Origin of the sequence: Rhodococcus sp. 05-2254-2, from assembly GCF_002259095.1 — a bacterium.
Taxonomy (GTDB): domain Bacteria; phylum Actinomycetota; class Actinomycetes; order Mycobacteriales; family Mycobacteriaceae; genus Rhodococcoides.
The window spans coordinates 214,661-228,762 of record NZ_NOZJ01000008.1; the positions used below are offsets into that span (position 1 = coordinate 214,661).

The following is a 14,102-nucleotide window of genomic DNA, read 5'->3' on the forward strand; positions in this document are numbered from 1 at the left end:
CCCTTCAACGAACGGCACGTGAGATCGCCGCCACCGTCATGGATCCCGAGATGCCACTGCTCACTCTCGACGATCTCGGCGTCCTCCGTGACGTCGAAGTCCGCGAGGACGGCAGCGTGCTCGTCACCATCACCCCGACGTACTCGGGATGCCCGGCGATGGCGACGATGCGCGACGACATCGCGCACAAGCTCACCGATCACGGGTACTCCGACGTCGAGATCGTCACCAGCCTGACCCCGGCGTGGAGTACCGACTGGATTTCCGAGGAGGGCCTGCGCAAGCTACGCGAATCCGGTTACTCGACGCCCGGTCCTGCTCCGACCCGCACCTCCGGCCCGGTTCCGTTGACCCTGACGGTCAAACCCCGCGAGATCGCCTGCCCGCAGTGCAGTTCCGTCAACACCCGTCTGACGTCGGAGTTCGGCGCGACGCTGTGCAAGGCCCAGTATCGGTGCGACGACTGCCTCGAACCCTTCGACCACGTCAAGGAAATCTGATGACCGTCACCGCCGAGCCCGTACAGAAGACCCAGCGCAACAAGCCGTTTCACACCCTGACCGTCGCCGATGTGGAATCACTGTGCGACGACGCAGTGGCCGTCACCTTCGACGTACCGGAGGATCTTCGCGAGGAATTCGACTTCAAGCCGGGTCAGTCGCTGATGCTCAGCCGCACGATCGACGGTGTGGAGCATCGTCGTTCGTACTCGATCTGTGCACCCGCGGGCTCGCGTCCACGCGTCGGCGTTCGCGAGGTCAGCGATGGCCTCTTCTCGTCCTGGCTCGTCCGCGAGGTCAAGGCCGGCGACCGCATCGACGTTCAGGGCCCGACCGGAAATTTCCATGCAGACCCGGCAGCGGCGGGCAGGCACGTTCTCATCGCGGCCGGATCCGGCATCACCCCGATGCTGTCGATCGCGGCCTCCGTGCTCGCTAACCCCGGTGCCGAAGTGGTTCTGCTGTACGGCAATCGGCGCACACGCACGGTGATGTTCGCCGAGGAGATAGCCGACCTCAAAGACCAGTACGGCAGTCGATTCGACATCATTCATGTCCTGTCCCGCGAACCGCGTGAGGTCGAGTTGTTCAGCGGCAGGCTCGATGCCGAGCGCTTGCGCGAGATACTCGACACTGTCGTCGCCACACCGGACATCGATCATTTCTGGTTGTGTGGCCCGTTCGGAATGGTCAACGACGCACAGGACGTGCTGAAGGAACTCGGCGTCGCCAAGAGCAGCATTCACCACGAACTGTTCTACGTCGACGACGTACCGCCGCCGCAGGAGAAGCACCGCGAGCCCGGCGTCACCGGGCCCAGCAGCGAGGTCACCATCATCCTCGACGGCCGTGAGGTGAAAGGCGCACTGCCTCAGGACGAGTCGATTCTCGACGCGGGCGAGCAGCTGCGCTCCGATCTTCCGTTCGCCTGCAAGGGCGGAGTGTGCGGCACGTGCCGCGCGAAGGTGACCTTCGGCGACGTCGACATGCGTCGCAACTATGCGCTCGAGGACAACGAGGTCGACGCCGGCTTCGTGCTCACCTGCCAAACCTTCCCCGTCAGCGACACCGTCACCGTCGACTTCGACGCCTGATCCCCCGGAGACTGCCATGACCAGCGTCTTGTCCACCCCCACCGACACCCCCGACATCGAGTTCGCTTCTCGCGACCGGATATCCGCTCTCCAGTTGGAGCGTCTGCGGTGGTCGCTGCAGCATGCCTACGACAACGTGGCGCACTACAAGAAGGCATTCGACGATGCCGGAGTGCATCCCAGCGACCTGAAGGACCTGAGCGATCTGGCGAAGTTCCCCTTCACGTCCAAGCAGGACCTGCGGGCCAACTACCCGTTCGGCATGTTCGCCGTGCCGCAGAACCAGGTCTCGCGCATTCATGCGTCCTCGGGCACCACCGGTCGCCCCACCGTCGTCGGCTACACCGCCAAGGACATCGACAACTGGGCCGATCTGATCGCCCGCAGTCTCCGCGCGGGTGGCGTCAAACCCTCCGACAAGGTACACGTGGCCTACGGGTACGGACTGTTCACCGGCGGGCTCGGCGCACACTACGGCGCAGAACGACTCGGCTGCACGGTCATTCCGATGTCCGGTGGCATGACCGATCGTCAGATCCAACTGATCCAGGACTTCGAACCCGACGCCATCCTGGTCACCCCGTCCTACATGCTGACGATCGTCGACGCCATGGTGAAGAAGGGGATCGATCCCGCGAAGACGTCGCTGAAGACCGGTGTGTTCGGTGCCGAGCCGTGGACCGAAGAGATGCGCACCGAAATCGAGAACACTCTGGCGATGGATGCCGTCGACATCTACGGCCTGTCCGAGGTGATGGGACCGGGTGTGGCGATGGAATGCGTCGAAACCAAGGACGGACTGCACATTTGGGAGGATCATTTCTACCCGGAGATCATCGATCCGGTGACCGGCGAAGTTCTGCCCGACGGCGAGGAGGGTGAATTGGTGTTCACGTCCTTGTCCAAGGAAGCGATGCCGATCGTGCGGTATCGCACCCGGGATCTGACGCGTCTGCTGCCGGGCACGGCCCGCACGATGCGTCGGATGCAGAAGGTCACCGGCCGGACCGACGACATGATCATCCTGCGCGGCGTCAATCTCTTCCCGACGCAGATCGAGGAGCTCATCCTGGGTGTCCCCGCACTCGCACCTCAGTTCCAGTGTGTACTCGATCGCGCAGGCCGAATGGATTCCCTGACGGTGCGGGTCGAGGCCAGGCCCGATGTGCCGTCCGATCAGTACGCCGGCCTTGGCGTGACGCTGCAGAAGCTGGTCAAGAATCGGATCGGTGTGACGGTGAACGTCGACGTACTGCCGCAGGCGGCGTTGGAGCGTTCGATCGGTAAGGCCCGCAGGCTGATCGACAACCGCCCGGCCGTATGACATGAGCCCGGTGGCACAGGATTTCGAGCAATGGCGCGAGAACGTCTCGACGGCGTTCGTGCCGCTCGACGCTGTGTCCACCGGGCAGTCTCCGTTCCAGGGCACCCTGGTGTCGTCGACGTTGGGATCGCTGCAACTGAGCGAGGTGGCGGGGCGCGAGGTGGACGTGCGGCGCACCCGCGCCACCATCAAGCGCGCCGATCCCGGCCTGATCAAGGTCGGACTGCAATTGACCGGCCGCGGCACGCTGGTTCAGAACGACCGCGAGGCCGTGCTGGAGCCGGGCGACTTCGCGGTGTACGACACCAGTGCCCCGTACGATCTTCATTTCGTCGGAGACTTCGAGATGTTCGTGGTGATGTTCCCCCGCGACGCGCTCCGCATCGATTCCCGTGAGTTGACGACTGTTGCCGCGCGTCGCATCGAGGGCGATCACGGCGTCGGCGCGTTGGTTTCGCCGTTTCTGTTCAATCTGCGCCGCAACGCCGCAGACGGAACACTGCCGGCGACGCCGATGCTGGAGAACGCGGTGCTCGACCTTCTCTGTGCTGCTCTCGACGACGCGGCTCCCCATGATGCGCCGGGTTCCACGCTCCTGATCGAGGCCAAGAGCCTCGTCGAGTCGCATCTGTCCGATCCCACACTGTCCACGGCGTCGATCGCTGCGCGACTCCATATTTCGACGCGCTACTTGCAGAAGTTGTTCGAGTCCGACGGCCGTACCGTGGCCGGCTGGATCAGATCCAGGCGACTCGAACGATGCCACCGCGAACTACGCGACCCCCGCTTCGCGGCAGACAGCATCGGAACCATCTGCGCGCGAAACGGTTTGATCGATTCCTCGAACTTCTCGAAACTGTTCAAGGAGACGTACGGCATGTCGCCGCGCGAGTATCGCGCCGGGTGAGGGCGTACCCGCCGCCCTCACCCGACCACGAATCACGCCCCGAGAATCAGATCCGAGGCCCGCTCGCCCACCATGATGGTCGGCGCGTTGGTGTTGCCCGACGGCACCGTCGGCATGATCGACGCATCCGCGACCCGTAGGCCGTCGACACCTCGCACTCGAAGATCAGCTCCCACAACCGCATTCGCGTCCGAATCGGCACCCATCTTGCAGGTCCCCACCTGATGGTGATACGTGCCGGCGGTGTGGCGAACGTAGGCTCGCAGGTCGTCGCGGGTACGCGCACTCGGTCCCGGAACCACCTCGGCCTTGCGCCACGGCGCGAACGCGTCGGAGGCACCGATCTCGCGGCAGATCTCCACCGCGTCGACCATCGCTTCGAGGTCGTGCGGATCGGCCAGGATGTTCGGATCCGCCAGCGGTAGTTCGCTCGGGTCCGAGGACGCCAACCGGAGGGTGCCGCGCGAGCGCGGTGCGACGATGCCGGGTGCGATGGTGTAGCCGTTCTCGGGCACCGGGTATCCGTCGGCGGGATAGGGAATGTGCATGAACAACGGCTGCAGATCCGGTGCAGCGCCTTCCCATCCGGCACTGCGGGCGTACAACTGCGCCTCGAGCAGGTTGTTGGTACCGGCCGCGAGCGGCTCGAGTGCCTCGTAGATGTTGCTCAGCAGCAAATGGTCGTGCAAGTTGTCGCCGACGCCGGGCAGGTCCACCACCGTGTCGATACCGTGTGCACCTAGATGATCGGAGGGGCCGATTCCACTGAGCATCAACGTTTTCGGTGAGCCGAGGGCTCCACCGCACAGGATCACCTCGTGGTCGGCGAACGCACGCTGTACTTCGGAGCCGCCGCGACTGAACTCGATTCCCACCGCTCGTCCGTTCTCGAGCGCCACCTTGTGGACGAGCGCACCGGTGGTGACGGTGAGATCGGGATTGTTCAGCATCGGCCCGACGAAGCTCTTCCACGCGCTCATCCGCTCACCGTCGCGGGTGGTGGTGTGGTTGTAGCCCGCGCCGACCATCTCGTCGGCGTTGAAGTCGTCGATGAGCTTGTGGCCGTGCTCGACGGCCGCGTCGACGAACGCGGCCGCCAGTGGATGCGGGGTGCCCATGATGGACACCGGCAGTGGCCCGTCGCCGCCGTGGAACTCGTTGGCTCCGAGCTCGTGTGACTCCGAGCGCTTGAACAGGGGCAGTACGTTCTCCCACGACCACCCGGCGTCGCCTGTCGCGGACGCCCACCCGTCGTAGTCGCTGGAATGCCCTCGGACGTAGATCATTCCGTTGAGGGACGAGCTGCCGCCGAGTACGCGTCCACGCGGCCAGAAGATCCGCCGATCGTTGGCGTGCTTCTGCGGGGTGGTGAACAGTCCCCAGTCCTGCGGTCCGCCGAGCAGTGTCGGCCAGCCCTGGGGTGAGTGGATCGCCGGGTCGGTATCCACCGGTCCGGCTTCGATCACGTGCACGGTATGCCCGGCATCGAGCAAGCGCCGGGCGATGACGCTTCCTGCTGATCCTGCTCCCACTACGATGTAATCCGTCGACATGCGCTGCCTCTTTCTGTTGTGACCGTCGACACAACAGTGGCCGAATCCGCGAACGCAAACATGTCGCTGAGCGCACACATTCTGGGTCAGATGCGCACCGGGAGCGGAGCCGGCAGGAGCGACCACGTGGGGGAGTCTCCGTCAGAGGATCATCGGTGCCATTCCGAGGATCATCAGTGCGGAACCTGCCGTCACTCGTCGTCCGGGCGGGTTGGTGCGCAACAGGTGGATCGTCACGGCCATCCACCCCACCAGGAGCAGCGCGGCGATGATCCTCGGATCGGCCTCGACTCCGTGCCGGTGCCGCGTCGTCGCCTGCGATTCCGCGTGGGAGTGCATGGGCGGCAGCATCATCAGCAGCACGGCCATGCACGTCAGGTCCACCGCGCATGGAATAGATCGGGTTCTGTTCGGCACGTCTGCGGTGACGTGTACGGCAACCGCGACGAGAGCGAGTATCGATATCAGCGCCATGGATGGGTCGGTACCGAAGGCCACCATGGCTGCCATGACGGTGCCCATACAGAGGTGAGCCCACCGCACCCGCCCCGTGTGCTTGCCACGTCCGAGCAGCGGGAGAACAGCACCCACTGCACCGAGCGCCATCAGCACCGTCATGACCATCGGTGTCAGACCTCCGTCGTCTCGAGAGTTCGACTCCGAGTCGCTCGTGCCGTCATTGTTCCTCCCACGAAGAATGCCACGACGACGATCAACAGAAGGGCGGCGAGCACTCCCGAACCACCGATCAGCAGCGTGAAGTTGTCCAGCACGAGACCCAGAATCGCCACCAGCCCCACGGTTCCGAGTGCCGGGGCGACGACGGTGTGCCAGGTGCGCGCATCCACGGTCGATCGACGGAAGAACGCGATGATGGCGCCGCCGGTGAGGATCATCAGAACCAGGATGCTGACTGTAGCCAGTCCTGACATCCAGGTGAACAGTTGCAGCACCGGGTCTGCGCCTGCCACCGCGAATACCGCGAGAACCACCGCGGCCGAGCCGGTCTGGAACAGTGACCCCATGTGCGGGGAGCCGTGCCGAGAGTGGGTGCGCGCCAACAACGAGGGGGCGACGCCCTTCCGTGCCAGTGCGAAGACGTACCGCCCGATTGCGTTGTGGAACGCCAGCAGAGCGGCGAAGAGACTGGTGACCAACATGATTTCCATGATGTCCGCCGACATCGGGCCCAGATACTGGGCGGCAGCGGCGAAGGTCAATCCCGCCGTGTCGTCGGCAGCGGCCTGCGCGACGGACGCGCTGCCGAAGGCGAGCACGACGGCCCAACTCGACACCGCGTACACCAGTCCGATGGTGACGACAGCGGCGTAAGTCGCGATCGGAACGGTACGCGTTGGGTTACGCGCTTCCTCGCCGTAGATCGCGGTGGCCTCGAAGCCGATGAACGACGCGATGGCGAACATCAGGGCGATTCCCGGCGATCCACTGAAGAAGGCCGAGGGAGTGAACGATTCGACGTCGATGCCCGCGGCACCACCCTTGGCGAACACCGCGACCGACAGGATCACGATGATGCCGATCTCGAGCACCAGCAGCACCCCGAGCACCTTGGCACCGAGATCGATGCTGCGGTAGCCGAGCAGCGCCACGATCGCGACGAGACCGAGCGCCCACAACCACCACGGCAGGTCGGGTCCGCCGTACTTCACGACCAGGCTGTCGACGGTCGATGCGGCGAGGCCGTAGATGCCCGCCTGAATGGCGGTGTACGTCAGCAGCGCCAGACCCGCGGCACCGAGGCCCATGGTTCTCCCGAGCCCCTTCTCCACGTAGGCGTAGAACGCACCGGTGTCCACCATGTGTCGGCTCATGGCCGCGTACCCGACGCTGAAGATCAGCAGGACGATCGCCGCGACGATGTAGGCGAGCGGAGCGCCCGCTCCGTTACCTGTCGCGATCATGACCGGCAGGGCCCCACCGATGGCGGTCAGCGGCGCTGCAGCGGCGATGACCAGGAACACGATTCCGACGACGCCGATGGATCCGCGGAGCGCGCCTGCCGTCGAATTCGATTGCGTTTCAGACATTCTGCTCACCGCTCTCGCAGCTCGAGGCGGCGCAGTGCGTAGAACTCGAGCGCGGCACGTCGAGGGTGGGGTTGCGATCGAAGAATCCCGCGGGCTTCAGTTTGAAGCCGGTGTAGTCCACCGGCATGATCGGCCAGTCCTCGGGTCTCGGGAAGTGGGTGAGCCCGAAGGTGTGCCACAGCACGATGTCCTCGTCGACGAGGCTACGGTTCGACGCCACGAACGCCGGCAGACCCGCTCCCCCATGATGCTGGTTGACGAAATCGCCTGCTGCATAACGTTCGCTTCGGTCGAACTGCGTCACCCAGAGATGCTTGGTGGCGAACGTGGCACGTCGCGCGATCGACGAGTTGTCGTCGGCCAGCAGCAATGGCTGGCCTTCGGGGTGCAGCGTGTATCCGACGGGCTTTCCGAGCCGGCTCAGCGAGGTCGGATTGGTGACGTGCCAGACGCGGCCCACCGTGCCGTCGGCGATACGTTGCGCCTCGGCTTCCGTGGCCAGTGGGGTGTGTTGCAGAGCAAAGGCGTTGCCGTGCAGGTTGTCCGGTCCCATCGGTACCCGGCGGGTCTCGATCTCCTCGACGGAGTTGCCGATACCGTCGACCATCATGTCGAGTCGCGCACTGAACAGATGCTGGTGGCACGGCGCTCCGAGTCCCGGGGCGATCTCTGTTGCGTAAGGGTAGTCACCACCGGGATGCCCGGACGTGAAGACGATTCCGGTTGCTTTGACCTCGAATTCGATGGTGCCGTCGAGGTAGAGGTACCAGAAGAATCCGTAGTCGTAGTTGCCGATGGTGGTGAAGAAGGAAATCACGAGTCGGCGCTGGCGGCGGGTCTCCTGCGAGCCCGACCACAGATCGGTGTGCTTCCAGAGCACTCCGAAGTCCTCCTCGTGCATGCACACGGCGTTGGTCAGCGTTTTCGGGTTGCCGAATTCGTCGGCGATCACGGCGTCGAAGTACGTGATATCGCCGACGCAGTCGCACCCGAGTTCGAGTGAGTTCGCGTACCGTCCCACCAGATACTCACCGGTGTCGAAGTAGTTCTGCCACGACCGCACGGGCGATGGATCACCATAAGGGACAACCATTTCGGCAATCGAAGCGCGATGGATGATCGGACGGACGGTACCGCCGTCCTCGAACCCGATCTGGTGCAGCACCAGACCTTCACGCACGTCGAAGCCGACTCGGAACGACCACTTCTCCCAGTCGACGCGATTGCCTCGAACCGTGAAGCTCGGACCGTCGGGTTGGGTGATCTCGATCGGCTTCTGCGTGGTGCGCAGCGGGCCGGTGACGGACAGATCGTCGAAGTTTCCCGATTCCTCCGGGATGGGAACCACCCCCAGGTCGACAACCTTGTCCACCGTCCGATTCATCACGTCGACGAACGCGACCAGCCCGTCGATGGGATGGGCCCACGCGTGATCGGCGGGGTAGTCCTGCCGAAAGGCCAAGCCGCGCAGTATGCGTCGGCCGTGCTCGCCCGGGTAGTCGAACACACCTGCCGACAGGGGTGCCACTCGAACGTCGGCTGCGTCCAGTCCGCGGGCAGCCAGCGCGGCGAGCCAGTCCGGATCGGTGGAGAGCACCTTTTCTACGAGCTCGAATTCCTCGTCGAGCACCGGCATCTGGCCGTCACGAATCGCGTCGAGCCGGGTGGAGCCGATCACCTGACGCTCGTCGAGGGAGACGAGAAGGTCGACGGCATCGGGCGTCGAGATGTCGTGCAACAGCACCCGAAAGGCACGTCGGGTGGTCGGTTCGGCGACGTACAACTCGGCCTTGTCCGGTTCGTCCAGTCCGACGTAGACGAACCTGGTTGCGGCGGTGACGAATCCGGCGGCGTCGACGATTTCTCGAACCTGTGTGATCTCGTCTTCGGTGGGTAACGACAAGGCATGGTCGATTGCGTGGGGCGTGAGGGTTGGCATGAGTGTTCCTCGAGGTCGGGTGTTGGTTCTACATACGTTGAATAACGAAGGCATGCGAGAGAGCGCGGGTCGCCCGCACAGAGGGTGGCTACAGCTGAGCTATGAAGCGGTCGAGCATCTCGAACTGCCGGCCGGCAGTGGTGTCATCGGGGGTGAGCACGCCGAGAATCTGCATACCCATCATCATGTTGAGCAACATTTCGACGGCGAGATCGACATCGAAGTCGCCGGCGTCGCCTTCCGCTCGAGCCTGCTCGAGAAACTCCGCCATCCGCGCCCGCCACGACACCAGGGATCGATGGTTCGTGTCGTCCATGTGCTCGTCGTACATCGCGCGCTGCCACAGCGAGACTGCAATTCTCGCCTCGAGCAGAGTCTCCTCGGTCGTCGGCATCACTTCTCGACAGAAGATGCGGAGGGCATCGAATCCCGTTGCGTCGCCCAGCGCTTCGTCGATACGGCGGTTCGTTGCCTCGAAGACGTGCTCGAATGCGGTTCGGAGAATCTCGTCCTTGCCCGCGAAGTAGTGGCTCAGCGCACCGTTCGTGTATCCCGCCTCGGTCGCGATGTCCCGCATGTTCGCGGCATCGATCCCCTTGGCAGCGATCAAACGCCAGGTTGCCGCGGTGATCGCGCGGCGGCGTTCGTCGTGATCCACGAGCTTCGGCACAGCCCTACGGTAGCGGCTCCCTGCTGGGACCTAGGGTTCGGGCATCGTCATCATCGCCTTCCGATCCGTTCGGACGTTGTTCTACGTCCGTTGAACTAAATCTTGCGACCTGCTCGTTACGAATCGCGTGTCCTTCCGTAAACACCGCGTTACCCCAGGTGAGCGGAAACTCGACCCCTGCTACGAAGTTCCGCTCACCTGCGTCAGCTCTCCTCACCTGCGCAAGCTCTACAGAACGATCGTGACGACTTTTTCCTCGGTGTTGGCCTCGATACCGGCCCATCCGAGTTCACGGCCCGTGCCACTGGCTTTCATGCCACCCCAGGGGAGGGCGGGATCGATTGCGGCCCAACCGTTCACCCACACCGCTCCGGAACGAACCTGCGCAGCCAGGGTGTGCGCCCTCGACACGTCGCGGGTCCAGATCGAGGCGGCCAGCCCGTACACCGTGCCGTTGGCGATGGCGATGGCCTCGTCGGCGGTGTCGAACGGAATCACCGTTCCGACGGGCCCGAAGATCTCCTCCTGCGCGATCTTCATGTTGTTGTCCGCGTCGGCGAAGATCGTCGGCTCGACGAAATACCCTGCGCCGTCGGGCCGCCCGCCGCCCGCCGCCACCCGTGCTCCGCCGTCGCGTCCGGCCCGGATGTACCCCAGAACCGTGTCCCGCTGCGTGGCGTTGACCAGTGCACCCATGGTCGTCGACGGATCGAAGGGATCGCCCAGCACCTGAGCCGACGCCGCAGCGGCCAAACCGTCGACCACCTGCGAGTACAGCGAACGGTGCACCAGCACCCGGGTACCGGCCGCACACACCTGGCCCTGGTTGAAGAACAGTCCCATCGCGGTTCCGTTGATCGCCGCCTCGAGATCCGCGTCCTCGAGAATGATCTGCGGGGACTTACCGCCGAGCTCGAGAGTCGTTCGCTTGAACGTGTCGGCAGCCTTCTTCGCGATGATCCTGCCGACCCTCGGGCTACCGGTGAAGCTGATCTTGTCGACGTCCGGATGGCCGACCAACGCGTCGCCGGTCACTTCTCCCAGTCCTGGAACGACATTGACGACCCCACCGGGCAGACCGGCCTCGTCCATCAGACGTGCGAGATGCAGGATGGACAGTGGCGCATCCTCCGGCGGCTTGACGACGAGCGTGTTTCCCGCGGCCAGCGCGGGCGCGAGCTTCCATGCGGCGATCATCAGTGGCGTGTTCCACGGAACGATCGCGCCGATCACTCCGACGGGTTCGCGCACGGTGTACGAGTGCGTCGGCTGCCCGAAGTAGCCCGCAGTGGGGATGGAACTCCCGGTGATCTTGTCGGCCCAGCCGGCGAAGTGCCGAAAAGTGGCTGCCGCATTGGGGATGTCGAGCATGGCCGGCTGACCAACCGGCTTGCCCACATCGAGGGCCTCGAGCCGCGCCAACAGATCGCCGTCGCGCTCGATCAGATCGGCAATTCGATTGAGCAGCTGTCCGCGGACCACTCCGGGCGTGGCACCCCATTCGCCACCGAGTTGGGCGCGAGCCGCACGCACCGCAGCATCGACATCCGACGCCGTGGCTGCAGCAACCTCGGCCAGTGGCTGTTCCGTCGTGGGGTTGAGGTCGGTGAACGTGCCGCCGTCGGAAGCGCCGTGCCACTGCCCTGCGATGTAGAGCTCGGTGGCGGTGTTTGTCGGCAACAACGGTGCGGCCGATTCTTGAACTGCGGTCATATTTACAAGCTCCTTCTCGGGTGCCGATCGCGGCACCTGTGGCGTGTCCGGTCCAGACTGCGCCCGGACAGGCGAGAAGGTCTTGTGTGATCGCGCACACATTGTGCGGCAGATGCGCACCGTCCTCAGCCCCGAGCCAACGGGCCGGGATGACGAACATGTGTCGACACACCGGGCCCCGGTTACCGCCGTGTTTCGCCGCCCAGGCGTGCGACGGAGAGTCAATTATTCCGACACATCGAGGCCATCCATCGGCCTCTCAGCAGGCAAAACTGGTGCCCTCCCACACGAAAGGCCCGCAATGACACACCACCAGTTTCGCGCCGCAGCAGTCCAGGCCGCGCCGGTATTTCTCGATCTCGACGCATCGATCGACAAGGCCATCGGCCTGATCGAGGACGCGTCCCGAGCCGGAGCCGAGCTCATCGCGTTTCCCGAGACCTACCTGCCCGGCTATCCCTGGTACATCTGGCTCGACGCACCGGCATGGGGTTTTCAGTTCACGCAGCGCTACTTCGACAACTCACTGGAGTACGGAACACCCCAGGCAGCTCGAATTGCGCAAGCCGCCAAGGACAATCACATCATGGTCGTGATGGGCCTGAGCGAGCGATACAAGGCCAGTCTCTACATCGCCCAGTGGATCGTCGACGCCGAGGGCAAGACCGTCGCGATGCGCCGCAAGCTCAAGCCGACGCACGTCGAACGCACCGTGTACGGCGAGGGTGACGGCTCCGACCTGTCGGTATACGACACCGACCTCGGACGCGTCGGCGCACTGTGCTGCTGGGAGCACCTGCAACCGTTGTCGAAGTACGCGATGTACGCCCAGAACGAGCAGGTGCACATCGGAGCCTGGCCCAGCTTCTCGCTCTACACCGGCGCGGCCTACGCCCTCGGGCCCGAGGTCAACACCGCTGCCAGCCGCATCTACGCCGTCGAAGGCGGCTGCTTCGTCATCAGCCCCTGCGCGACCGTCTCCCCCGAGATGATCGACATCATGTGCACCGATGACGCCAAGCGCGCGATGCTCACCGCAGGCGGCGGTCATGCCCGCATCTTCGCGCCCGACGGCCAACTGATGCACGAGCCGCTCGCACCCGACGCCGAAGGCATCGTCTACGCCGACATCGATACCAGCCTCATTTCGATCGCCAAGGCGGCCGCCGACCCGGCCGGCCACTATTCGCGTCCGGACGTGACGAGACTGTGGCTCGACAAGACTCCCGGCGACCGCGTCGTGTCGGGTGCGCAGCCTGTCGCGAACGCGCGGTACGACTTCACCGAGGACGTCGCCGCCGAGGTACGTCTGGAGATCACCGAACAGCTCGCTCGCGACGAGGACGCGGCCCGTGTCTGAACTCGAATCCGCGATCCCCGATCATCTCGTCGTTCCACGGTCGTGTCCGCGTCGAACACCCGAGGGCTACCAGCCGCCCTTTCCGTCGTACGTCGCGCGCTTTCCGGTATCCACCGAGCGAGTAGTGATGGGCTACTTCGGAATACAAGGCCTGCCCGACGCCTCCCCGTGGGGTGACGAGGGCCCTCCCCGAACGGACCGGGCGCGCTACACCGACGAGGAAGGCATCGACACGACGGTGTTCATCGGCTACTGGGACGACGTCGCAGTGTTCGATCGCTGGTTCGACTCCGCCGGTCGGCACTGGACGAGCGTCAGAGGCCGCTTCGTCGAGATCATCAGACCGACCGTCGACCGCTACGAGACACTCTTCTCCTCCACCGGCCGCATGGAAGGTGTTGCCACTCTGACGGATTCACTCAGCGGAACCATCGAAGAGCATGCCTACTGGGGCGGGGTACGGGATCGAATCCCGTTGTCGCAGAGCGACTCACTTGCCCCCAGCGGGGAGCCTCAGGCCGTACGCGACGGCGACAGAGTCACAATTGTGCCGCAGGAGAACCTCTGCCTCATCCGATCCGGGCAGGATTGGGCCGATACGGCCGGGTCCGAACGAGAGATGTACCTGCGGGACGTCGAACCGGTGTTGCGCGCCGGCATGGACTTCCTCCGCGACGACGGACTGGCCATCGGTTGCTTCGCCAACCGATACATGACGGTGGTCGACGACAACGGCGTCGATACCGACAAGTCCTTCGGCATGAGTTGGTGGCGCAGTCTGAGCGACCTCGAAGCATGGGCCGAGTCGCATCCGACGCATGTCGCCATCTTCGGTGCCGCGCTGAAGTATCTGTCGACGATGGGGCCCGCGGCCTCCCTGAGGCTCTATCACGAGGTGACCGTCGCGGCGGCGGACGAACAGTACTTCGAATATTTCGGCTGCCACGACCGCACGGGTCTACTGCGTACCGCTGCGGAGCGTTCTACCCTGTGA

Annotated in this window: 12 protein-coding genes; 6 read left to right on the forward strand and 6 right to left on the reverse strand. The window is 64.5% G+C overall.

Annotated elements, in window-relative coordinates; translation table 11 throughout:
• The first annotated feature begins 38 nt into the window (after nucleotides 1-38).
• Genes paaD through CH283_RS11160 form a run of 4 tightly spaced genes read left to right on the forward strand, consistent with a single transcriptional unit; the run spans nucleotide 39 to nucleotide 3,825 of the window.
• The gene (paaD, locus tag CH283_RS11145) at nucleotides 39-500 is read left to right on the forward strand and encodes a 1,2-phenylacetyl-CoA epoxidase subunit PaaD (protein ID WP_373454764.1); all 462 of its coding nucleotides are present in this window, start codon (nucleotides 39-41) and stop codon (nucleotides 498-500) included.
• Entirely contained in the window at nucleotides 500-1,594 is a 1,095-nt protein-coding gene (paaE, locus tag CH283_RS11150) for a 1,2-phenylacetyl-CoA epoxidase subunit PaaE (protein ID WP_094638829.1), read from the forward strand. Before paaD ends, paaE begins: the two co-directional genes overlap by 1 nt.
• A gap of 16 nt (nucleotides 1,595-1,610) precedes the next feature.
• Nucleotides 1,611-2,918, forward strand: coding sequence for a phenylacetate--CoA ligase PaaK (paaK, locus tag CH283_RS11155; RefSeq protein WP_094638830.1), 1,308 nt, complete (start codon nucleotides 1,611-1,613; stop codon nucleotides 2,916-2,918).
• A 1-nt stretch (nucleotide 2,919) separates the two neighbouring features.
• The gene (locus tag CH283_RS11160; protein ID WP_094638831.1) at nucleotides 2,920-3,825 is read left to right on the forward strand and encodes a helix-turn-helix domain-containing protein; all 906 of its coding nucleotides are present in this window, start codon (nucleotides 2,920-2,922) and stop codon (nucleotides 3,823-3,825) included.
• Between the two features lie 32 nt (nucleotides 3,826-3,857).
• Here the strand turns inward: CH283_RS11160 and CH283_RS11165 are convergent, their stop codons facing one another.
• The 6 genes from CH283_RS11165 to styD form a co-directional block, all read right to left on the reverse strand.
• Nucleotides 3,858-5,378 carry a GMC family oxidoreductase gene (locus tag CH283_RS11165; protein ID WP_094638832.1) on the reverse strand — a complete coding sequence of 507 codons (1,521 nt, stop codon included), beginning with the start codon at nucleotides 5,376-5,378 and terminating at the stop codon, nucleotides 3,858-3,860.
• Nucleotides 5,379-5,519: 141 nt separating this feature from the next.
• The gene (locus tag CH283_RS11170; RefSeq protein WP_094638833.1) at nucleotides 5,520-6,002 is read right to left on the reverse strand and encodes a DUF5134 domain-containing protein; all 483 of its coding nucleotides are present in this window, start codon (nucleotides 6,000-6,002) and stop codon (nucleotides 5,520-5,522) included.
• Nucleotides 6,003-6,007: 5 nt separating this feature from the next.
• Complete coding sequence (locus tag CH283_RS11175) at nucleotides 6,008-7,426, reverse strand: APC family permease (RefSeq protein WP_094638834.1); 1,419 nt, start codon at nucleotides 7,424-7,426, stop codon at nucleotides 6,008-6,010.
• Entirely contained in the window at nucleotides 7,419-9,365 is a 1,947-nt protein-coding gene (locus tag CH283_RS11180; RefSeq protein ID WP_094638835.1) for a primary-amine oxidase, read from the reverse strand. The genes CH283_RS11175 and CH283_RS11180 overlap by 8 nt, the downstream gene beginning before the upstream one ends.
• 88 nt (nucleotides 9,366-9,453) lie before the next feature.
• The gene (locus CH283_RS11185; protein WP_094638969.1) at nucleotides 9,454-10,023 is read right to left on the reverse strand and encodes a TetR/AcrR family transcriptional regulator; all 570 of its coding nucleotides are present in this window, start codon (nucleotides 10,021-10,023) and stop codon (nucleotides 9,454-9,456) included.
• Between the two features lie 240 nt (nucleotides 10,024-10,263).
• Entirely contained in the window at nucleotides 10,264-11,748 is a 1,485-nt protein-coding gene (gene styD, locus CH283_RS11190) for a phenylacetaldehyde dehydrogenase StyD (RefSeq protein ID WP_094638836.1), read from the reverse strand.
• Nucleotides 11,749-12,049: 301 nt separating this feature from the next.
• Here styD and CH283_RS11195 point away from each other — a divergent pair, with 301 nt between their 5' ends.
• Both CH283_RS11195 and CH283_RS11200 read left to right on the forward strand, forming a co-directional pair.
• Nucleotides 12,050-13,108, forward strand: coding sequence for a carbon-nitrogen hydrolase family protein (locus CH283_RS11195; RefSeq protein ID WP_094638837.1), 1,059 nt, complete (start codon nucleotides 12,050-12,052; stop codon nucleotides 13,106-13,108).
• Entirely contained in the window at nucleotides 13,101-14,102 is a 1,002-nt protein-coding gene (locus CH283_RS11200; protein WP_094638838.1) for a phenylacetaldoxime dehydratase family protein, read from the forward strand. Before CH283_RS11195 ends, CH283_RS11200 begins: the two co-directional genes overlap by 8 nt.